At 50.6% G+C, this 22,719-nt stretch carries 20 protein-coding genes; 4 read left to right on the forward strand and 16 right to left on the reverse strand.

The genetic code is table 11. The annotated features are described in order from the left end of the window. Positions 1 to 237: hypothetical protein (locus tag DW826_RS18470; RefSeq protein ID WP_207659894.1), on the forward strand; the 237-nt coding region annotated here is incomplete at its 5' end. 133 nt (positions 238 to 370) lie between these two features. Here DW826_RS18470 and DW826_RS15225 read toward each other — a convergent pair. The 11 genes from DW826_RS15225 to DW826_RS15275 form a co-directional block, all read right to left on the reverse strand. Next, a complete protein-coding gene (locus tag DW826_RS15225; RefSeq protein ID WP_015553890.1) occupies positions 371 to 613 on the reverse strand; it encodes a hypothetical protein in 243 nt (80 codons plus the stop codon). Positions 614 to 688: 75 nt separating this feature from the next. Next, positions 689 to 1,237, reverse strand: coding sequence for a ribosomal protein S18-alanine N-acetyltransferase (gene rimI, locus DW826_RS15230; RefSeq protein ID WP_242990672.1), 549 nt, complete (start codon positions 1,235 to 1,237; stop codon positions 689 to 691). Between the two features lie 166 nt (positions 1,238 to 1,403). Further along, a complete protein-coding gene (locus tag DW826_RS15235; protein WP_117553134.1) occupies positions 1,404 to 4,517 on the reverse strand; it encodes a glycosyltransferase in 3,114 nt (1,037 codons plus the stop codon). Continuing rightward, positions 4,514 to 5,374, reverse strand: a complete 861-nt coding sequence (locus DW826_RS15240; RefSeq protein ID WP_117553135.1) for a hypothetical protein — start codon at positions 5,372 to 5,374, stop codon at positions 4,514 to 4,516. Before DW826_RS15240 ends, DW826_RS15235 begins: the two co-directional genes overlap by 4 nt. Before the next feature lie 14 nt (positions 5,375 to 5,388). Next, a complete protein-coding gene (locus DW826_RS15245) occupies positions 5,389 to 6,705 on the reverse strand; it encodes an ABC transporter ATP-binding protein (RefSeq protein WP_015553894.1) in 1,317 nt (438 codons plus the stop codon). Between the two features lie 9 nt (positions 6,706 to 6,714). Further along, complete coding sequence (locus tag DW826_RS15250; RefSeq protein ID WP_117471108.1) at positions 6,715 to 7,533, reverse strand: ABC transporter permease; 819 nt, start codon at positions 7,531 to 7,533, stop codon at positions 6,715 to 6,717. 87 nt (positions 7,534 to 7,620) lie between these two features. Then, positions 7,621 to 8,196, reverse strand: coding sequence for a dTDP-4-dehydrorhamnose 3,5-epimerase (rfbC, locus tag DW826_RS15255; RefSeq protein ID WP_015553895.1), 576 nt, complete (start codon positions 8,194 to 8,196; stop codon positions 7,621 to 7,623). Positions 8,197 to 8,444: 248 nt separating this feature from the next. Next, positions 8,445 to 9,371, reverse strand: coding sequence for a glycosyltransferase (locus DW826_RS15260; RefSeq protein WP_015553896.1), 927 nt, complete (start codon positions 9,369 to 9,371; stop codon positions 8,445 to 8,447). After that, positions 9,361 to 10,674 (reverse strand): lipopolysaccharide biosynthesis protein, encoded by a 1,314-nt coding sequence (locus tag DW826_RS15265; RefSeq protein WP_181968090.1) that lies wholly within the window; start codon positions 10,672 to 10,674, stop codon positions 9,361 to 9,363. The genes DW826_RS15260 and DW826_RS15265 overlap by 11 nt, the downstream gene beginning before the upstream one ends. Then, a complete protein-coding gene (glf, locus tag DW826_RS15270; RefSeq protein ID WP_117553136.1) occupies positions 10,667 to 11,776 on the reverse strand; it encodes a UDP-galactopyranose mutase in 1,110 nt (369 codons plus the stop codon). The genes DW826_RS15265 and glf overlap by 8 nt, the downstream gene beginning before the upstream one ends. 88 nt (positions 11,777 to 11,864) lie before the next feature. Continuing rightward, entirely contained in the window at positions 11,865 to 12,371 is a 507-nt protein-coding gene (locus tag DW826_RS15275) for a signal peptidase II (protein WP_117485457.1), read from the reverse strand. 261 nt (positions 12,372 to 12,632) lie between these two features. Here DW826_RS15275 and DW826_RS15280 point away from each other — a divergent pair, with 261 nt between their 5' ends. Further along, on the forward strand, positions 12,633 to 14,366 hold the full coding sequence (locus tag DW826_RS15280; protein ID WP_117553137.1) for a S8 family peptidase: 1,734 nt from the start codon (positions 12,633 to 12,635) through the stop codon (positions 14,364 to 14,366). Positions 14,367 to 14,412: 46 nt separating this feature from the next. Here DW826_RS15280 and clpX read toward each other — a convergent pair whose 3' ends face one another. Then, positions 14,413 to 16,092: an ATP-dependent Clp protease ATP-binding subunit ClpX gene (gene clpX / locus DW826_RS15285; protein WP_343221223.1), complete on the reverse strand. Its 1,680-nt coding sequence runs from the start codon at positions 16,090 to 16,092 to the stop codon at positions 14,413 to 14,415. Between the two features lie 367 nt (positions 16,093 to 16,459). Here clpX and gltS point away from each other — a divergent pair, with 367 nt between their 5' ends. Continuing rightward, positions 16,460 to 17,644, forward strand: a complete 1,185-nt coding sequence (gene gltS / locus DW826_RS15295) for a sodium/glutamate symporter (RefSeq protein ID WP_015553902.1) — start codon at positions 16,460 to 16,462, stop codon at positions 17,642 to 17,644. 115 nt (positions 17,645 to 17,759) lie between these two features. Here the strand turns inward: gltS and DW826_RS15300 are convergent, their stop codons facing one another. The 4 genes from DW826_RS15300 to DW826_RS15315 all read right to left on the reverse strand — a co-directional run bounded on the left by DW826_RS15300 (position 17,760) and on the right by DW826_RS15315 (position 21,939). Then, a complete protein-coding gene (locus tag DW826_RS15300) occupies positions 17,760 to 19,379 on the reverse strand; it encodes a trypsin-like peptidase domain-containing protein (protein WP_117553138.1) in 1,620 nt (539 codons plus the stop codon). 259 nt (positions 19,380 to 19,638) lie between these two features. Beyond that, positions 19,639 to 20,478 (reverse strand): undecaprenyl-diphosphate phosphatase, encoded by an 840-nt coding sequence (locus DW826_RS15305; protein WP_117553139.1) that lies wholly within the window; start codon positions 20,476 to 20,478, stop codon positions 19,639 to 19,641. 169 nt (positions 20,479 to 20,647) lie between these two features. Then, a complete protein-coding gene (locus DW826_RS15310; protein WP_015553905.1) occupies positions 20,648 to 21,325 on the reverse strand; it encodes a uracil-DNA glycosylase in 678 nt (225 codons plus the stop codon). Between the two features lie 98 nt (positions 21,326 to 21,423). Beyond that, complete coding sequence (locus tag DW826_RS15315; protein ID WP_117471114.1) at positions 21,424 to 21,939, reverse strand: hypothetical protein; 516 nt, start codon at positions 21,937 to 21,939, stop codon at positions 21,424 to 21,426. Positions 21,940 to 22,253: 314 nt separating this feature from the next. On the opposite strand from DW826_RS15315, the gene DW826_RS15320 reads away from it, so the two are divergent. After that, on the forward strand, positions 22,254 to 22,685 hold the full coding sequence (locus DW826_RS15320) for a hypothetical protein (RefSeq protein ID WP_117471115.1): 432 nt from the start codon (positions 22,254 to 22,256) through the stop codon (positions 22,683 to 22,685). Positions 22,686 to 22,719: the final 34 nt, after the last annotated feature.

The raw sequence follows: 22,719 nt of genomic DNA on the forward strand, positions 1-22,719 counted from the left end.
GGGCATGTTCACAATTTATTTACTCATGCGTTTTTCGTGGTTGATTCCTGGGCAGGAACCGCAAGAAGTATTACTGTTCACGCTGCGCAAACAGTAACTGATTTTGCCGATGCTTCACATTCCGAATCGGCAAAATCCATTACCATCACTGTATTGTACGGAATTTTCAGTTCAGAAAATTCCTACCCGTGTACAGTGACCAAGAAGTACAGAACTGCCGACGTCAGCTTCTTCTGAATACCCGGCAATAGAAAACGAGTACAGACAACCGCCCGTACCCGCTTCTAATATTCAAATATGCTCTTGCAGCGCAATCTGGTCTGAACCTGTTTCAGCATAACGGCATTTCTGCCGCATACCGCCTGCGTTTTCAAAGCAGCTCGATCTCATCCTCCACGTCCACCGGAACCCGGAACTCCGCTGTCACTTCGTTGTAGCAATCCTCGCACAGGTCAAAATGGTGGATCTCCCCGTCTTTTTCCGAAAAGAAGTCCCATCTGTGATCTGATGTAAACACACCTTCCCGCACGATCCCATGTTTCACCGCCAGTTTTTTCCCACAGCGGTTGCAGATCACACAATCCAGCCTGCCATCTTTTCCGTATTTTCTCATCGTTTCTTTTCCTCCGCCTTCTTTATCTCCGGCTCTTCCGGAGTCCCCTACAGTATAGCGGATATTTTCATGATTTTAAGTGGGAATCGATGGAACGGAACGTCTCCACATGATGAGGGCATCCTCCACCGGATTCTGATAGTAATTTTTCCGCACAGCCTCCGCCTGAAAACCATAGGATTTATAAAGGTTTATGGCAGGTGTGTTTCCGGCGCGCACCTCCAGAGTCAGGTCCGGCGCTTCCTTTTCCTTTGCAGAGATTTCCAGACGGTCCATGAGTTTCTTTGACTCCCCACAGCCCCTGTGTTCCGGGAGCACTGCGATCCTCATGAGCTCGCCTTCGCCGGCGAGGAAGCGGAAATTCGCGTATCCGATCCTGGTGCCGTCTGTATCTGTCAGCACCCAGGCCTCGTCCCACTCACTCTCAAGCAGGTCAGAGAGGAGCTTTTCAGACCAGGCATCCGAAAAGCAGGTCTGTTCGATCTGCTTCACAGCGGAAATATCATCCACAGTCATCGCGCGAAGCACAGCTCCTGCCTGTTCCGCGGATTTTTCACCGCTGTTTTCGTTATTTATGTATTTATTGTGATTGTTGGAATTTTCATGAATAATGTCTTTTTCCACTATATTCTCCTTTTCAACCGCATTCCACAGGCTTGCACACCATGCACGACGGATCTGCCGGATTTTTGCCGGAATTTTCGTTCATGTGAACAGACTGCCGGGAAATAAATTCCCGGCAGAGTCTTATCACAATATTCGATTCCATATATGACTTTACAGCCAAGTCCTATCTCTTTTTCTTCGGCGTAAAGTCCTCCTCGATGACCTTCCATGCAGCCTCAACGCTGAAGTACTCGCGGATGTATTTCTGGGTCTCCTCGCACATTCTGCGGCATTCTGCCGGATCCTGATACATCTTGACTACCTCGTCAGCGAATGCCGCCGGTCCGTCGGCAACCTTCATGACACGATCCGCCTCCGGGATTCCCTCGGAACCGATGGATGTGGTGACGATGGCAGCTCCATTGTAGACTGCCTCAACGACCTTGCCCTTAACTCCGGCGCCGTAGCGCAGCGGAACCACAACGATGCGGGATGTGGAATAAAGAGACGCAAGCTCTTCCTCCGTGACAAAGCCTTTGACAATGATGCCGCTTCCCGGCTGTTCAAGCGCTTTGATCTCGTCTGTCACCTTAGAGCCAACCACATAGAAGTTTACGTCGATCCTCTGTCTGATCAGCGGGAAGATCTCCTTTGCGAACCAGAGAACCGCGTCCGCGTTCGGCGGATGCGCGAAGCCGCCGACAAACAGCAGTCCCTCCCTCTTTGCGAAGTCCTTGTCGATATTCTCCAGGAATTTCTCATAGACATAGGCTGTGATCGCCTTGATCTTGTACTCCGGATGGATCGCGTGGATCGCCTCCTCCTCCACGTAGGACGGATAGTAGGAGACCGCCGCCTTCTCCATCAGGGAGAATTCGATGGATTTCCAGTAATCGGACTCCCGTTTCTTCTTGATATCGCCGGTAAGCTCGTACTCCCGGTACTCTCTTAAGAAATGCAGATCATGTCCGTAGTAGATCACCTTGATATTGGTGTTCTTCTTAATAAAATCAACATACTTGATGGCGATATGCGGACGGTTCAGGTACGCAAAATCGATCTCATCTTTATTCTTTGTCAGCCAGTCCCAGATACCTGCCTGGTACTCCGGCCCATATAAGATCTCCACGCCCATCTGCTGAAGTGTTGTGGAGTACGGCTCCTCGTGAAGGAAGTTGTCTCCGAGGAATTTCACGGAATATCCCATCTTCACGAACATTTTGAGGTACTGGTAAGTAGTCTTGGAACCCGCGTCCTTATCGAAGGTCGGAACATAATGGTCCACCACAAGGATCACCGGCTTCTTCTGGCTTCTCTCACGGGCACGGAACGGGTTCGGATTGCCTGTATTTACAGACTGCTTTTTGAACTCCTCCGCCCACTTTTCCTTTAGCTTCTTACTGTTCTCCACCTGGTAGCGCTTTAGACCAGTTCCATTTACGTCGGTACCGTTGGAGACGCCCTCGAAGTGGATGACTTTTGACAATGGCTGGTAGACTACGCGGTATCCGGCTTTTCTCACCTCGAAGGCAAGGTCGGAATCCTCGCAGTACGCCGGTGCAAACAGCTCGTCGAAACCGCCGATCTGTTTCCAGAGGTCATTGGATAACAGGATCGCCGCACCGGAGATATAGTCCACATCCTTCACGTAGTTGTATTCCGGCTTCTCCGGATCGTCAAGACGTCCATAATTCCAGCCGGAGCCGTCGCTCCAGATGATTCCCCCCGCTTCCTGGAGACGTCCGTCAGGGTAGACCAGCTTGGAGCCAACCATACCGATCGTCGGATCAGACTCGATGAGGTTCACGAGTGATGAGAGCCAGCCCGGAGTTACCTGTGTGTCATTATTTAAGAACATCACATATTTTCCGCGGGCCGCCTTCGCTGCCTGGTTACAGTTTCTCAGGAAACCCTGGTTCGTCTTGTTTCTGCAGATCACGAGATTCTCCGCGTACAGGGACAGCTCCTTCGTCGCGTCCGTGGACACGTCATCGGCGATGATGATCTCATAGGTCACATCCTTCGTGTTCTCTAAGATTGAGAGCAGGCAGGCATAGGTATAGTGGATCTGGTTGTAGACCGGGATCACGATGGACACGGTCGGGTGCTCCACATAGTCAAAATGGAGTTTTCCATGCTCTAAGTAACCGGCGCCGATCTTAAAGTCGCCGCGGATCCTGTTTCTTCCGTCCTTTGTGAAATACAGCCTTCCGTATTTTCCCGGATGAAAGACGGTATTCTTGAAGTACCCCGCGATCTTTCTCTTTCTTGTGCCCTTCGGCATGACTTTATCCACAGCGCGGTGGCATTTCCGGAGAACTTTCCACATGATCGCCTCATGTTTCGACAGGTACTGCAGGTCTCCCGCCATTCTCGCGTTCTCGCTTCTCAGGCTGGCGATGATGGCATCCAGGTTCGTCACATGATTGTTTGTGAGACGCTGGACTTCCTGCTGCTTCATGATCGTGATGTCCTTCTCGGAGATCTCCTGCTTTAAGTTCTCGCACCAGTCTTTTACCTTGTAGAGCTCGCTCTCGCGGTCAAGAAGAAATTCCACGGTCTTTGTCGGCTGCTCGTACTGTTTCATGTAGCCGAAGGAGCCTGCATCATGGACATAGGACTGGAACGCCTTTTCCATGCCGTCAAAGATCTGGAGTTCTCCCCCTGTGATCCCGAAATGGGCATAGAGATCCTCTTCTTTTACGTTGAGGACTCTCTCGTAGCGTCTGTAAAAATATAAGAGGTCGCGGTATTTCAAAAATTTCTCCGGGATTGGGAAATCAAATACCCATTCATAGTCGATTCCGTAGATGCAGTTCTCGTTTTCCGGCACCATCAGGTTCTCGAAGAGCCCATCCACATTGGAGACCGCGGCTGCCTTATCGTCGATCATCGGAACTTTTCCGAATACCGTCTCGAACTCCGGTGTCGCCTCAAAGATTTTCGCGTCTGCATTTTCCGGGAACAGCACCTTCATCACGGTCTCAAGCTCCTGATACGGAACCTCGCCCATAACGATAGCCTCGCCCAGGGCATCCCCGACCGTCTTGCCGTTTAAGTACTGGAAGGAGACCGTCTTCTTATCCTTTTTCCATTCCGGCTTCAAGAAACGGATGGCAGGATTCAGATCACGGATCTTCTCATATTTTTCTCCGAAGGAGCGGATATGCGCCTCGCCAGCCTCTGTGAGAGCCGTTTTTTCAACGGTGAGAACTTCGTCCTCCCGCACGATCTCTGTCTTTAACTGGAACTGCGCCGCTCTGGTCCGGTTGTATTTTACAAATAAAATCTGTCTCATGCCTTCCCCTTTTCCCACATGCCAAGGAATGAGTTCGTGAATTTCGTGAAGTCCCCATTTCTGCATGCGTTCGTCATGGCTTTCTCCTCGTTTCCGAACCAGAGTCCCGGTCCGTCAAGACGGGCGGAGATGTTCGTCACATCGCCGGTCTGCGGGAGATAGCCGTCGGAGTAGATGGTCACCGGGTAACGGTAGTCCGGAACCGGATAGTAGAGCATTGCGGTTCCGCCAAATTTCTCTTTTAAGTCCTCAAACAGACCACGGAACTCCACCTCCAGGAAGGAGTGCTCAAATGGCTCCGCTCCCATGAAATAGCGGACACCAGACTCATTCTCCGCTGCCGCTAAAAGCCTTCCGCCAGGTCTCACAAGAGCAGCTGCTCTTGCCAGCAGATCTGCTGCCCCGTTTTTCTCTGTCCTGGAGAGCATGGACGGCAGGATCACATAGTCGAAGCCATCCTTATAGAGAGCATCCAGTTCTTCTGCCGCACGCTCTTTTCCCTTGTACTCTTTCCATCCAAGAGACTCTGTTCCCGCCTTTGGAAGTTCGCCGCGGACCAGGCAGAGATTTTCCTTCTCTCCGTGTCTTTTCCGGTTCACCTCCAAGTTCTCATCCAACGGATCCAGAACGACCACCTCACCGGCGCGCTCCGCAAAGAGCCCGGTACAGGAACCGTAGTCGGATCCGACCTGGAGAACCCGGTCCTTTTTTCCTATTTCCAGCCACTCGAAAAGGTTTTCCCTTAACGGCGAAAATGCGTAGAGACACCACGGGCTTGTTTCACCCCGCAGTGCCGCCTCCGCATCTCCTTTATACTTTTCGAGCAGGTCAAGAAGTTCATAACTGTAATCCTTCATCTTTTCTCCCGCTTTTACGCCCTTGTGAGCGATGTCTCCACCTCAGACTCCATGTCGTAGACGCCGACCGTATTCTTGTTGGAGATCACCGTAATGTTTGCAATGTTGTACAGGCGGTGGTAGACCACATGTTCCTCGCCCTCGAAGCCGGTACAGCTCATAGAGAGCAGGTACTCGCCGCCCTGTAATGTCATCTTCTGGGTAAAGGAAACGTCGTAGACATCGCCATCCCCCACCGGTTTGATATCGCATCCCTCGTACATGGTGTTCGTTCCGGTGAGGTCTGTTCCCTTTTTATCGCGGATCGTGTAGGTAAAGATCGGACTCTTGATCGGCGCATGGAAGCGGATCCGCTCCTTGATCGTGAACATCTCTCCCTTTAACAGAAGGTTTGTGAGATTTCCTTTCGCGTCGAAGAGTCCCAGGTCGAAGATCTCAGCCCGGCCGTCACCGTACTCGGTGCGGTCTGTGTTGATGGTGATCTTATCCTTCATGAGGGATCCGTCGGAATGGGATTCCTCCGCCTTCGCCTTTTTCTCATCGCCTAACATCCCGCCGGAATAATCGCTCTCCAGTTCTTCATTTAAGGAATCCAGCTGGTTTGCCAGGATCTTCTTATAGAGATCCACCATGTGACCCGGCTCACCTTCCGCGATGAATTCGCCCTTGTTTAAGAGAACGACCTTATCGCAGTATTTGATGATACTGCCCATATCGTGGGTAACCATGAGGATCGTTGTTCCCCTCTGCTTGATCTCCTCCATCTTCCGGTAACATTTTGCCTGGAAGAATACGTCTCCGACGGACAAGGCCTCGTCGACGATCAGGATCTCCGGCTCCACATTAATGTTGAGCGCAAACGCCAGACGGACGAACATACCGCTGGAGTATGTCTTCACCGGCTGATAGACAAAATCGCCGATATCCGCAAAATCCAGGATATCCTGCAACTTCTCATCCATCTCCTTCCGGGAATAGCCCATCATCGTGCCGTTCATATAGATATTTTCGATTCCGGTGTAGTCCATGTTGAAGCCGGCACCAAGCTCCAGAAGTGCGGAGATCTTTCCCTCAACGTCCACCTGGCCTGTGGTCGGTGTGAGGACACCGGTGATGATCTTTAAGATCGTTGATTTACCGGAACCGTTCGTTCCGATAATGCCCACCGTCTGTCCTTTTTCCACGTTGAAGGACAGACCATTTAAGGCATAGAAGTCTTTGTGATAGCTTTTATGTGTCAGGCTTAAGGATTCTTTCAAGCGGTCGATCGGCTTGTCGTAGAGCCTGTACACCTTCGTCACGTCTTTTACTGTAATCGCATTGGCAGACATGGTTTCCTCCTACAATACATCTGAGAAATGCGGACGGAGCCGCTTGAATACTTTGAGTCCCACTAACATGGTGATCAGGGTCACTGCCCAGAAATACACGGTCAGTGTCGGACGCATGAAGAACCAGTCTCCCGTCAGCATGCTGTCACGGTATCCCGCCGCAATATAGTAAAACGGGTTCAGCTTCAGGATCATCGGAGCCATCGTCAGACCTTTGTCGAGGAATAACTGCTCGCTGTACATAATCGGGGTCAGCCACATGCCGAACTGCAGGCAGATGCTGACGATCTGTGCCATATCCTTGAAGAATACCTGGATCGCGCTGGTAAGATAGGTGAGCGCCAGGGCGTACATGGATGCGGCAAAGGAATAATAAATGATCTGGATCCAGGAAATCTGCGGTCTTTTGCCGCTGACCAGGAATACGATGAACATGATCGCAACAAAGAACACATGGACGAACAGGCAGGAGATCAGTTTGATCACAGGCAGGATCTCCACCTTAAATACTACTTTTTTTACCAGGTAGTTGTATTCCTGAAGGCATCCTGTTCCGCAGTTTAAGGCTTCGGAGAAGAAGAACCACGGGGCGATACCCGGAACCAGCCACTGGACATAGGAGGCGTTCGGCACCGGCGGCGCACTCTTGAATCCGATGGGACCGAAGATGAGCCAATAGATCAGGACGGTGACGATGGGCTGGATAAACATCCAGACAACGCCAAAATAGGAGCCGACAAAACGTTTTCTGAAATCTGCCTTGGAGAGTTCCCAGATCAGTTTTCTTTTTGCCACCAGCTCCTTCAGTAATGAAGTCAGATAATTCACGCTTTAACAACCTTTCTGGTCTCCGGGGGCGGGGAGCGCTATCCGCACATTCCCGGGGCGGAGACTATGTGTGAGTTTTAATATAATTTATCTGTCGAATTTAAAAATTTCCTTGAATCCCGGCCATTTCTGGTCTTTCTCGGAGATGATGAGCTGCATGTCCGGTGTGATCGGCCACTTTACGCCGATCGTCTCATCATTCCATGCAAGTCCGCCCTCGTCACCCGGATGATAGAAATCGGTGCACTTGTAGGCAAACTCTGCCTCGTCGGAGAGAACGACAAAGCCGTGTGCGAAACCTTCCGGAATGTAGAACTGTTTCTTGTTCTCTGCGGAGAGCTCAACACCGAACCACTTTCCGTATGTCTTGGAGTGTGTTCTTAAGTCAACGGCTACATCGAAAACTGTTCCACGTACCGCCCGGACGAGCTTGCCCTGCGGGAACTGCTTCTGGAAATGAAGGCCGCGGAGTACGCCCTTTACGGACATAGACTGGTTATCCTGTACGAATACCATGTTGAGTCCAGCCTCTTTGAAGTCGTTCTGGTTGTATGTCTCCATGAAGTATCCGCGCTCGTCGTTGAATACGGTCGGCTCGATCACATGAAGGCCTTCGATTACCATTCCATCTGTTTCACAGGAAGAAACTTTGATCTTTCCCATAGTTTTTTACCTCACATTTTTATAAATTTACGGCTGCAATATTTCTCTTTCGGCATATACCCATCTCATTTCTGAAGCAGAAATATATGCTTTTCCTGCACACCGCTGTATTTTCGCCATTTTTCGGCATTTCCGCACTACATCATACCACCCCACAGGCGGAATGACAACTTTTTTCTGCGTTGTGCCACTGCGCCGCCATTTGTATATAGAAGCAGGCAGCAGGTCAGTTTACATAATTTTTAGCTCTATTTCCAGTAATTGCGGTTCATAGACAGCTTTACTGCCAATTTTCTTGGCAGCTTCTTATACCTTTTCCCGGCAAGATACCCCAGATACTTGAATCCGCTGTCCACCACAAGCTTCGGGACGAGGTACGCGTGCCCCGTCTTTACGAGCCAGCGGGCTGTGTCCTTCACCATGCGGATGCCCTCGCCCTCGGACCGGATCCCGGAGAATACGTCGGGATTGTCCGCCTGGGAGATCGCCAGGTCAAAGTTTCTGTGGAACTGCTGGGACGCCGTATAGTTATGGGAGTGGATCACTCTCGCGTCCGCCGCGTAGTAAACCGCGTATCCATTCTTCATGGCCTTCGCCGCGAAGATCATGTCCTCGTTGAAGATCGTCTTCCGGATAAAACCACCGAGTTTCCTATAGATCTCCCGCTTATATGCCGCGCAGACATTGGAACAGAAGTAGGTCTTGATCCCCAGGGTGTCGAGGTCTGAAAGTCTCTTGACCCGGCTTTTGTCCGGATAGTTAAAATCTCTCGTGTGGCACTCGATGATATTGCAGTCCGTTGCCGGAAGCTGTCTCGCATATGCCACAGCGATATCGTCCCCGGAGAAAAGTGCGTCCGTCAGGGCTTTTATCAAATTTGTATCCGCTGGAAGCGCATCATGGGTCATGCAGACACAGACATCCGCATCGGAGTGCCCGATCCCTGCGTCTCTTGTAGCGCCATGGTCAAACTCTTCCTTCGTCACATGGTACACGGAGAGATTTTCCGGGAGTCTTCCCGGTTCCAGGGTCTCCGTCCACTTATCCCACAGGTACTTTTCTGTATTCATGATGATCAGCCGGTCCACCGGTACGGTCTGGCGTCCCAGCCGGTCAAATAATTCCAACAATCTGTTTCCCGGACCATAGACCGGGATGATCACATCAACCTTCATCGTGTTTTTGAGCTCTCTCTTTCTGTTTCATAAATCCTGCAGAGAAAATTCCAAAGAATACCATCAGTGCCGCCATCAAAAGCATGTATACGAAGGCGCCTCCCTGGATTCCTCCCATCCGGACGAACCAGCCGGAAGAAAGCACCGCGAGTACGCTGACGAAGGCGTAGCCCAGGATGATGAACCTCTGTTTCTGCATGATAATAAGGGAATAGTAAAACAGGTTCATGAATGCATTGAGGGCGCCGCCGATGATGATCAGTACCAACGCCATGCGGCAGGTGGAAAGTCCTTCTCTTAAGTTTGGGTACAGCAGGCTGATCACCGGAATTCCCAATAACCACGCACCGCCCACCGCGAGAACGGTCAGGGCCGCAATGATCAGGGCAAGGTTCATGATGATCTTCCGGAATGCTTTTAAGTGGCCTGTCTCCCAGTCCACCGCGAGCTTTGTGAGGTACGGGCGGATCACGAAGCCGGCAACCAGATTGATCACGCTGGTCGGCATAAAGATCGCGCCGTAGACTGCGAGATCACGGTCTGCCATATGGGCCTCGATGGCGTATTTTGATGCAGAAAAGATATAGAAGTCCAGAACCACCGAGAAAAATAACAGAACATTGTCCCGGAAGAGCTGGAATTTCTTTCCTTGCACCGACTTCCATGTCACATTCGGGAGTTCCCGGATCACGAGGAAGTCAAACAGGAAAAATCCCACGGTCTGCGCGCCCACTGCCCAGATACTGGCGGTCAGAAGCTCTCCCGTCACCGCGAGACTTCCGAGAAAACAGGTCACGGAGAGGATCGTCCGGAACGCATTGGATTTTCCCGTCAGGTACAGTCTTCCCCCCCGCTGGAATTCCGCCTCGTATGTATCCGCCAGGGCATCGATGACCTTGTAGACCACCATCAGGAAGACAATGACCGCTTTCTCAAAGGTATAGCCGCTGACCATCACATAGCCAAAGCCCACAAGGATCGCGAGACCGCAGGTGATGAGACGCAGCCCGAGATAGTCACCGAAGGTGTACTTCTCCCCGGTATCCGTGATCTGGAACGGGCGGATCCCAAAGTATGCCGCCATGAACATGTGCTGTCCGAAGGTGGTAAAGGCGAAGGTGAACACTCCGCCCGCGTCCTCGCCCGCAAGCTGGACCACCGCGATAGAGAGCACCATGGACGCAAAGGCGTAGAGGAAGCTTCCGATCATATTCCAGATAATGTTCTTCTGCTCCGACACCGCGGATCCGTCGCCGATGATGAGTCTGGCAAACCCGTGAGGCGTTTTCGGTCGGTTATTCATTTCCAAATTCCTTCTTTACGCAGGACAGGGCGGACTCGATAACCTTATCCATATCGTAATAGCGGTATTCCGCGAGTCTTCCGCCGAAGATCACATTCTTCTCTTTTTCAGCGAGTTCCGCGTATTTCTTATATAATTCCTGGTTTCTCTCATCGTTTACCGGATAGTATGGCTCCATGCCCTCGGTCCACTCCGCCGGGTACTCTCTCGTGATGACTGTCTTCTCCTGGGTTCCGAACTCGAAGTGTTTGTGCTCAATGATCCTCGTGTACGGAGTCTCGCGGTCGGTGTAGTTGATGACCGCATTGCCCTGATAGTTGTCGCAGTCTAAGACCTCCGTCTCAAACCGCAGACTGCGGTACTGGAGTTTTCCGAAGCAGTAGTCGAAATAGCTGTCGATGGTTCCTGTATATACGACCTTGTCCGCAAGGGCGTCATATTTCTCCTTGTCAGCCAGGTAGTCGGCTCCGAGGCGGATCTCACAGCCCTCGAAGAGCTTTTCCGTGATCTTATTGTAGCCGCCGATCGGGATTCCCTGGTAAAGGTCATTGAAATAGTTGTTGTCGTAGGTGTAGCGTACCGGGAGACGTTTGATGATGAAGGCTGGGAGCTCCTTGCAGTCTCTGCCCCACTGTTTCTCAGTGTAGCCCTTGACAAGCTTCTGGTAGATATGGGTTCCCACAAGGCTGATGGCCTGCTCTTCCAGGTTCTTCGGCTCGCCCTTGATGACCTTTCTCTGCTCATTGATGATCTTTTTTGCCTCCTCCGGAGTGGAGATTCCCCACATGCGGCTGAAGGTGTTCATGTTGAACGGCATGTTGTACATCTCGCCCTTGTAGTTCGCAACCGGGCTGTTTGTATAACGGTTGAACTCCACGAGACTGTTCACAAAGTTCCATACTTCCCTGTTGCTGGTATGGAAGATATGGGCACCATAGCGGTGTACATTGATGCCCTCGATATTTTCACAGTAAATGTTTCCGCCTGCGTGTTCTCTCTTCTCAAGAACCAGGCAGGTCTTTCCGGCTTTTTTTGCGTAGTACGCGAAAACTCCGGCGAAAAGTCCGCTGCCCACTAACAGGTAATCATATTGTTTCTTCATATAGACTGTTCTCCTCATTGTCCCGGCTTTTCTGCGCCGATGTATTTTGCAGCATGGGTGAGCTGGATTTTATGTCCTGCTGCCTGAATTACTCTTCTTCCTTAACAAAGATTTTTTCTTTCGGAAGAATTTCGCGGAGCTCCTCCACGAGCTGGACTGCCGCAAACAGGGCCGATCCGGCAAAAATAAAGATATCACCCAGGTTGAAGACCACTTTTTTCAGTTTCTTCCACTGGATGCTGAAATAGTCCACCACATATCCGCGTTTGAGCCGGTCATAAAGGTTGCTCGCTCCGCCGGCCAGCACCAGGGTCAGCGCCGTCTTCTCCAGCACACGTCCCTTCTTTCCGATCACATACGCCCATGCACCGGCTACCGCCGACAGCATGCAGACCGGGACCATCTCCACAAGTTTTGGGTATTCCTTCATGAATCCGAAGGAAAAGCCCGGATTGTGGTTTTTGTGGAGGCGGATCAGGCCGCCTGATTCTTTCACGGTTTTCGGGAATTCTCCATCGGGTCTGGCTTCGATCTCTTTTTTCACAGCCAGATCTGTAAGCGCAAGCGTCGTTCCGAATGTCAAAAATCCAAACATTGCGATTCCCCTTTCTTTTCTATCTTACATGATTGCATACTTTCACAGATATCCTTATATTACAACATTTTAAAGGGTCCGTCCATATATTTCTTATTTCACGGTCAGACTGCGGCACCATTTTCACACGTTTTCTTACCCATTTCATTTACGCCTCTCGTTCCTCTTCCCGTTTTCTGATCCTGTAATTTTTTTTGGAACATGTGCCCTTGTCCCTCATATACATATATAGTATGAACCATTTTCTGTGGAGTATCAGCCATGTCATGTACAAATTCTGTCGCGTCGGAAGATTTTGCGGATTTTATCGCACCTTATTTTACTACACCTGAAGAGTTTATTCGTTCACAGGGGACAGACTGCATTGATTTTGTGAATTCTACGCTGGCGGTCGTCTATGTTCCGCTCTCCACAGTGACACCTTCTACTTATACTTCCTATACATATTCGGCAGTTCCAAAGCTATATAGTCTTCTGGATGTCACAAGTATGGATGCTGCCGGGATCACGCCAGCGGGGGAGCTTCCGGTGCTGAACAATCAGGGCGCGGGAGTTATTGTGGGATTTGTGGATACGGGGATCAATTATACAGATTCGCTGTTTCGGAATGTAGATGGAAGTACAAGAATTATTGGGATATGGGACCAGACAAATAATTCAGATAATTCTAACAATATAGAGAATGAAACTGCAAAACCATTTTCTGCCTTCTCAGCTCTCTACGGCACGCAATACACTGCCGAGGAGATCAACCTGGCCCTGAACTCCGACAATCCCGCCTCCATCGTCCCCACCCGGGACGAAAACGGACATGGAACATTTCTCGCTTCCATTGCCGCCGGGAACCGGGATGAACGGGCGGGATTTTCCGGGGCGGCACCGCAGGCATCCATCGCCATGGTGAAATTAAAACCCGCCAAGCAGTATCTCCGTGACTTCTACCTGATCCAGGACGGGGCAGAGGCCTACCAGGAGAACGATATCATGATGGGCGTCTCCTATCTCTATTTTCTCGCCAGAAAATACTCCATGCCCCTCGTCGTCTGCATTCCTCTCGGCACCAATATGGGAAGCCACATGGGAATGAGCCGCCTCGGGCAGTATTTAAACCAGGTCAGCCTTTCAAACGGTTCCGCCGTCATCACCGCTGCCGGGAACGAGACCGGGGCGAGACATCACTTCCGGGCTGTCATGGACGCAGATACGGATGAAGTCACCGCGGAGCTGCGGGTGGGGGAACGGGAAGCCGGTTTTTCCATGGAACTTTGGGCGGAGAACATGGGTGCCTACACGGTGGGCTTTATCTCACCGACCGGCGAAGTTGCGCGGGAGATTTCCGTTCCGCTCCGGGGCGAGAACACGGTGTCCTTTCTCCTGGAACAGACCCAGATCACAGTCTACACCCAGATCGCCGATGTGAGCTCCGGGAGCCAGTTTATCTTTATGCGCTTCGAAAACCCCATGTCCGGGATCTGGCGGATCCTGATACGGAACTCTCTGGACATCCGTGAGACCTTTCATATCTGGCTGCCGGTCCGGGGCTTTATCTCCGATGAGACCTATTTTCTCCGCCCGGATCCCGATACGACCATCACGGATCCCGGAAATGCCCGGTATCCCATCACTGTCACCGCCTACGACCACACCAAAAACAGCATCTACATCCACGCCAGCCGCGGCTACAGCCTGTCCGGCCAGATAAAGCCGGACCTCGCTGCCCCGGGTGTCAACATCTTAGGCGCGTCCGTCTCAGGAAGACGTCTCACAAGAATGTCCGGCACCTCCGTCTCCGCCGCCCACCTCGCCGGTGCCGCGGCGATCCTGTTGAACTGGGGCGTCCTCAATGCAAATTATCCATATCTCAACACGCCGGTGCTAAAGTCCATCTTCGTCCGTGGGGCACAAAGAAATCCAGCGCTCACATACCCGAACCGTGAGTTCGGATATGGAACGCTGAATCTGTATGAAGCTTTTTTACATCTCAGAAACCTTTAATTTATAACATCCGATGCCGTGCAGACACTATCAGCAGGATTCATATTTATTCAGCTTTGTAACAGGCTTCCGTCGGCCCCGGCAGAGCAGCCGCCTTCTTGTCCGCCGTAGAATACTCCCGCATCTCGATCCGCGGGCCACCGTGTTTTTCCAGATACGCGCGGGTGATCGTCACAGAACCGATCTCCGGGTCCTTCGGGATCTCGAACATGATATCGAGCATGAATTCCTCGATGATCGCCCGGAGCGCTCTCGCACCGGTGTCTTTTTTGAGCGCCTGCTCTGCGATCCATTCCAGGGCATCATCGTCAAAGTTTAAATTTACCTCATCCATGGCGAGAAGCTTCTTATACTGCTTTAAGATCGCGTTCTTCGGCTCCTTTAAGATCCGCACGAGGAATTCCTTCGTGAGTCCCTGAAGTGTCACGGTCACCGGAAGTCTTCCCAAGAACTCCGGGATCATGCCGAATTCTCTGAGATCCTGGTTTGTGACCTTTGAGAGAATGTCCGGATCCTTATCATATTTATCCTTCGGATCAGAGCCGAAACCGATGGACGTGGTGTTCGTCAGGCGTTCCTTGATAATATTCTCAAGATCTGGGAACGCGCCGCCGCAGATAAAGAGGATATTGTCGGTGTTGATCATCTCCATCGGAGTCATGGCATTCTTCTGGCCTGTTCCCACAGGGACTTCCACGTCCGCGCCCTCTAGAAGCTTTAAGAGTTCCTGCTGCACGGACTCGCCGCTGACATCGCGGGTGTTCGTGGATTTCTTCTTTGCGATCTTATCGATCTCGTCGATGAACACGATGCCCATCTCCGCTTTCTGCACATCACCGCCCGCCGCTGCGAGGAGCTTTGTGAGAACACTCTCGATATCGTCACCGATATAACCTGCTTCTGTTAAGGATGTAGCGTCCGCGATCGCAAGCGGCACATCGAGGAGCTTCGCCAGAGTCTTTACGAGATACGTCTTACCGCTTCCAGTAGGTCCGATCATCAGGATATTTGACTTTTCGATGTCAATATCGGTTCCGTACTTCCCGGCATCCGGGGATGTCTTGGAAAATACACGCTTATAGTGGTTGTAGACTGCGACAGCGATCACCTTCTTCGCCTGCTCCTGGCCGATCACATACTCGTCGAGCTGCGCCTTGATCGCATGGGGGGCCGGGATCTCGCTGAGCTTAAACAGCTCCTTTTTTACTTTTTTCTTCTTTTTCCTGCGCTTATGGCCCTGGCCCATGAGGGCGCCGAGGTCGATCTGCCCCACCGGGATTCCGAAAATATTTCCCAATGGAATTCCCTCTGATCCGTCACCGTCCTCCTCGAAATCATCGCCATCTTCGGTCTCGTCAGCATCCACAACGGTCTGCTCTGCGTCCTCATCCGTGTCTGCTTCAGTCGGATTATCCACAGAATTCTGTTTTTCCGCTTCGCTCACGTCATCTTTCTTACCCGCAGCAGTTCCGGTATTCTCCTGCTTCTGCGCTCCATCTCCGCTTCCCATCGGATTCAGATACATATTTTTCAACAGCTCCGGCGTGATCCCGGACATCTTTGTCCAGTCCATACCGCTTCCCATCATCATATCAAACGATCTCTGCATACAGTCCCGGCACACCTGCAATCCGCCCGGCAGCGTGATCATTTTTCCTGCCTGACTCTCCGTCCGTCTGCACATGCAGCAGATCTTCTCATATCCGTTATTTTTGTTGTCTTCCAAATTTTTTCTCCCTGAACCTTCTATCGTTTCTCATGGATACAGGCCGCGGCCTGTCCACGCGTTTTCTGCCTGTTTTTACAGAATTATAACCTATTATAATGCAAATTGAGTCTTCCCGCAACCGAAAAACCATGTGTAAATTTTCTGACAGAATCATCTTTCCTCTTAACAGTATCTGAACTCTGCCCCCTGTATTTTTTTGATGTTTTTTGTAGTTTGAATTTAACATGGAATTGTAGCAACTAAGTAACTGTTTGGCAGGTCAGCGCATTCCCTGCACCGACCGTAAGTAACACAGGCTTGACCGCGGCTGTGAATTCACTGAACCGTTACCTGGTGAACAACTATATAAGAGGGGGTAAATCTTATGATCACTTTACAGCTCGACATGTACCAGGCCTGCGCCCTCGGCGCTCTCGTCTATTGTCTCGGACGACTCATGGTCAACAAACTTTCATTCTTAAGTAAGTACTGCATCCCGGCACCGGTTGCCGGCGGTATCGTATTCGCCTTTGCTCATCTGGCGTTATACGCAGCAGGAATTCTGGAACTCTCCTTTGACACAACATTACAGAGTGTCTTCATGACGGTCTTCTTCTGCAGCGTCGGATTCACAGCCTGCTTCCGTCTGTTGAAAAAGGGCGGACTTCAGGTATTTCTGTTCCTCGGACTCGCAGTCGCCATCTGTGTCATCCAGGACGCAGTTGGCAGCGGTCTCGCAGCAGCCTTTGGTCTGGATCCGCTGCTCGGCTTATGTATGGGTTCCATGCCGTTAGTAGGCGGACACGGAACATCCGGTTCCTTCGGACCGCTTCTTGAAACAGATTACGCCGTTGTAGGCGCTACCACAGTTGCTCTCGCGGCAGCTACATACGGACTTGTATCCGGAAGTATGATGGGCGGCCCGATCGCACGTGCCCGTGTTGAAAAACTCCACTTAAAATCCACAGCAGCTGAGGAAGGCAACGAGACAGCTGAGGTTATGCCGGCCGTTGATGGTCAGAAATTCACAACATCCGCAATGTTTTTAGCAGTTGCCATCGGTCTCGGTACTCTTATTTTCACATTCTTCAAAGATGTATGCCACCTGACATTCCCGACTTATATCGGCGCTATGCTCGCAGCAGCAGCGATCCGCAATATCTGGGATGTCCAGCACAAAGAACTTCCGATGGTTGAGATTGACGCCCTCGGCGGACTTTCCTTAAATCTGTTCCTGTCCATGGCTATGATGAGCTTAAAGCTTTGGCAGTTAGCAGCACTTGCTCTTCCGATGATCGTCATCCTGCTTGTTCAGACGATTGTTATGTTCCTGTACGCGAACTTCGTTGTATTCAACGTTATGGGACGTGACTACGAGGCAGCTGCCATGACAACTGCATTCTGCGGTTTCGGTATGGGCGCTACCCCGAACGCTATGGCAAACATGAGAGCACTCGTTGAGCGCTACGGTGCAGCTCCGAGAGCATTCTTCATCGTACCGTTAGTAGGAAGCTTATTCGTTGACTTCTTCAACTCCATGGTACTGACCACGTTCATGAATTTCCTGTAAACATGTTTTCAGGAACTTTTCGATAAAACCTTTATACCTTTACAAAACAAGACCGCCTTTCCCGTGATCACTCCAGGGAGGCGGTCTTGTTTCTCTATTTTATATCGACTCTTTATTATTTTCCGATCTTAGACTGGCTCTGCGCCGGTTTCTGATCCTGCTGTCCGCCCTGGCTCTGACTGTTTTCACTGTCAGACTCAGCCGGACGCTGCTTTAAGGTTAACTGGACTTCTCTCTCCTGATAGCTGCCGTTTACAAGAGACTGGACAGTCAATGTTACGGTATCACCGGATTTATAGTAAGTCAGAAGCTTTGCAAGGTCCGCGTAGTTGGAGATCTTCTCACCATCCAGCTTTGTAATGATGTCCTTCTCGTGAAGATCGGAACCTGCGGCTGCGGAGTCTTCCATGATCTTGTAGACATAGACACCCTGCGGCATTCCGTACATCTTTGCCATGGACTCATCAATGTTCTGTAACTGGATTCCGAGATAGCCCTGCTCAGACTCGGAAACCGCGATCTTTGTGGTCCTTGTCATGAGGTCATCGATGATGTCTTTTGCTTTAGAGATCGGGATCGCGTAACCGACGCCTTCAACACTTGTATCCGCGTACTTTGCTTCGTTGATGCCGATAACTTCACCTTTGGAGTTTAAGAGAGCTCCGCCGCTGTTGCCTGGGTTGATCGCTGCGTCTGTCTGGATGACGGTCTTAGTCGCATCGTCAACTTTGATCTCTCTGTTTAACGCGCTTACATGTCCGACTGTCACGCTCTGGCCAAGTCCAAGCGCGTTGCCGATGGCGATAACGCCCTGCCCCATCTTTAAGGAATCGGAATCACCGAGTGTCGCCGCTTTGATCTTGTCCTTTGTGTCAGCGGAGATCTTGTCGAGCGGAACTGCGATTACTGCGAGATCCGCCTCGGAGTCTGTGCCCTTAATGGCCGCGTCCGCAGTGCTCTCATCTGCGAACGTCACGGTAAGTCCCTCGGAATCACTGACAACGTGGTTGTTTGTAACGATCAGAAGCTCGGAGTCATTCTGTCCGACGATGATGCCGGAACCGCTGCTCGGGACTTCGTAGGTCTGGGATTGTCCAAACCAGGTGTTGCTCTGGTAGACCTGGGTATTTGTGATCGATACGACAGACGGAAGGGTTGCGTCCACAATCGCGGAGACATCCTCAATAACAACACCGTTGCTGGAAGTTGTGGATGTGTTCGCTGCCGGGATCTGGGTCGTCTGCCCGATGGTCTCGTTTACCTGAGAGCTCTGGTACGGCAACAGGGTGTTGGCCGCACGGTTGACTCCGTACATCGTTCCGCCGGATACGACACCGAAGAGGATCGCTGCCGCCGCGACAAGAGCTGTCGTCTTGGCGTAGGAGTGTTTCTTCGAAGCGTGGTGGCTGTTTCCGTTTCCGTTCGGATTCTGTCCATGTCCCTGATAATAGTCGTACTGCTGATACGGGTTCGTGTACTGGTTCTGGTTTCCGTAATACTGCTGATGCTGCTGCCCGCTGTAGTAACCGTTCTGGCCGTTCGGATTTCCGTTATACGGCTGGCCGTTCTGTGTACCGGAACCAAGTCTTCCGTAGACCTGTCTTCCTGTATGCTCACCCTGAGGCTGCTGGGCTCCGTTTTGGGTGTTCTGAGTGTTCTGCGTATTTATCGGCTGTTCATTATTTTTCTTTTCGTTTTCATTATTTACTTCGTTCCATTTATTTTCATCATACATAATAGGAATCTCCTTTCTGTGTTGAAATTTTCGATGTTTCTTTTTGTACTTAAGGACTCTCTCTTTTTCTTTCCTCTCCTTAACTACATGACATAGTGTACCAGTGAAATGTGATGAAAGTGTGATGAAACATGCACGGTTCTGTGAAATAGCGTCACAATTCCCGTGTTTTTGTAATACGCAAAAAAATCCCGGAATCCATCAGTGGGCTGCTATTCTGTACCCATCCGGATGGATTCCGGGAAACTCTTGTTTTTCTTTATTTTGTCAGGATCGCAGTCAGTCCGAAATAGATCAGGACGATCACACCGAGGACGATGCGGTAGTATCCGAAGAATTTGAAGTCATGTTTTTTGACATATCCGAGTAAGAACTGGATCGAGTACATGGAAACGACGAAGGCGATCACCATGGCAGCTGCCATGAAGAAGAGCTCCATTGCGGAGAATGCCAGGCCGTAGTGAAGGATCTTTAAGAGACTGGCGCCGAACATGACCGGAATTCCAAGGAAGAAGGTGAACTCCGATGCGGCGGTTCTGGAACAGCCAAGCATCATCGCACCGAGGATCGTTGCGCCGGATCTCGATGTACCCGGGATCAGCGCGAGAAGCTGGAAGAGACCGATGTAAAATGCGGTCTGGTAACTAATCTGGGATACTTTCTTTATGCGGAATTCCGCGTGCTGGTTGCGGTTCTCGAAGGCAATAAAAATAACACCGTAGATGATGAGCATCGCCGCTACCACATATGGATTATAGAGATACTTGTCAAGCACTTCGTCAAGCAGGATTCCGACCACGGCAGCCGGAAGGCAGGCGATGATGATCTTAAACCATAGATGCCATGTGGCGCGCTTCTGTGTCGGTTTTTTCCCCGGATCAAATGGGTTCAGGCGTCTGAAATACAGGACCAGTACCGCGAGAATTGCGCCTAACTGGATCACGACGCGGAACACGTTCATGAATTCTTCTGATACATTCAGGTGGACGATATTCTCCACAAGGATCAGGTGACCGGTGCTGCTGATCGGAAGCCATTCGGTGAAACCTTCGACGACACCGAATACGACGATCTTTAGAAATTCGATAAAGTTGCTCATATTCACTCCTATGCTTTATATTTTAAATATAGCGTGCGGTCTTCTTGTTTTCATTGTCATGAAAACAAGAAGCTTCGGGCATCCGCCCTATGTCAACAGGTTCAAAAAAATGCTTCTGCAAGCAAGCTTGCGGCGCATTTTTCCGAACCCGCTGACGCACGCCAGATTGCTAGTTGATATTTTCGATCTGCCAGTCGATCGGCTCGATTCCGTTCTCTTTTAAATACTTGTTTGTCTTACTAAACGGTCTGCTGCCGAAAAATCCACGATAGGCGGACAACGGGCTCGGGTGCGGTGACTCGAGGATCAGATGCTTCGGATTCGTCAGCATTGGCTTTTTCATCTGCGCCGGGCGTCCCCAGAGGATAAATACCATCGGGCGGTCCTGCTCGTTTAAGACGCGGATCGCGGCGTCCGTGAATTCCTCCCAGCCGATATTCTTGTGGGAGTTGGCCGCATGGGCACGAACGGTCAGGACTGTGTTTAAGAGCATCACACCCTGATCTGCCCACTTCTTTAAATATCCATTGTTCGGGATATAGCAGCCGCAGTCCTCATGAAGTTCCTTATAGATATTGACCAGGGACGGCGGGATCTCCACCGACGGCTTTACGGAAAAGCTCAGTCCATGCGCCTGCCCCGGCTCGTGGTACGGGTCCTGTCCCAGGATCACTACTTTTACTTTTGAGAGCGGAGTAAACGCAAAGGCGTTGAAGATGTCATCCGGCGCCGGGTAGACTTCCTTTGTCTCGTACTCGCTCTTTACGGTCTCGTATAATTTCCTGTAATACGGCTTTTTGAATTCCCCGCTCATAGGGACCAACCAGTCATTTGCGATCGCAGCCATATTTCCTCCTTGTTGTATTTATTCGTAACGCTTCAGTACCTTCATAATTTTATGTTTTCTTACCGTCAACACAGCAAGTGCTCAAACCTCCTGAACAGTTACACTCTTTCTAAGAAATCATCCACTAATTTAAACGATACCTCCGCCACCGGACATGATTTCCCAGAAAGCTCTTCCGGCACCTGAGAAAAGATCTTGTGAACCCGGAACAGATACGCCTTATTGTTTAACATTGCTGTCTTCTCAAAGGGCCAGCGGATCAGGGACGGATCTTTATAGTTCTCACCAAGCTCCAGGAGCACCGTGTTCCGGTTCAGGGTGCAGGAAAGCCATAAGGTATAATGCTTCCACGCTTCTTCCGTAAAGGATACGCTGTGGGGAACTGCCATATGACCGGCAGAAAAGCCCAGCCGGTCCGCATCCTCACCGGACAGTGAAGTTATGATATAATAATCCTTTCCATCCAGAAAATTTTTTAACTTTTCGGCGGCATGAAGGACCTCTTCCTCCTCCGTGCCTTCTTTTTTCTTCCACTCAGAGCCGATCCCCACCAGGATCTTTTCCGCGTTTTCCAGTTTTTCCTTCAGGATCTTTTCTGCTTCTGTCTTTTCCAAGCTTTTCCTCCAATATTCTGCATAATTCGTTTTCGAACGTTAACATCATAACATAAATGGGGTCTGGATTCAACTGATCCCTCTTGTCCTTTGCTTTTCATTTTCTTAAGTTTTTCTGTCTGCGGCAGAATACGTTCCGCCGTCCTTGAATTCTTATGGCATGTCAGCGACATTCCAGAAGTGCCATGCATAATTTTCCCCTGTATCTCTCATACTTTTTTTGCAGATGAATATCAGACAGATCCATAGCTGTTGTTTTTATCAGCTGTCTGAAGAAACTGCATGGCAATTATTATGGAAAGGATGGATCAATGATGGAAGAGCACTCAGTCAATCTTCTCCGCGAATGTGACTCCGGCTGCAAAATGGCGGCGGAAAGCCTGGAACAGATCCGGGATATGGTGTCGGATCAGGAGCTCTGGAAGGATATCACGGAAAGCTATGAAAAACATCAGGAGCTGGACGCAAAGATCAAAAAGACCTTAAGCGCCATGGAGGAAGAGGGAAAAGAACCGGGAAAAATGGCATCTGCCTGGTCATGGATGTCCACAGAAATGCGTATGCTGGCAAAGGGCGGCGACAAAGAAGCCGCCAGTATTGTCACTGACGGCTGTAATATGGGGATCAAGACCATATGCGGTTATAAAAATCAGTATTCTGGTGCGTCAAAGGCTGTCATGGAGATCGCCGATGAGCTCACCGGGATGGAGGAAAATCTCAGAGATCATATGAAGAAATTTCTATAACGGTTCAGCAGATCTCTTCCGCTTTCCTATCTTC

The organism is Clostridium sp. AM34-11AC, from assembly GCF_003435375.1.
Taxonomy (GTDB): Bacteria; Bacillota; Clostridia; order Lachnospirales; family Lachnospiraceae; genus Pilosibacter; species Pilosibacter fragilis.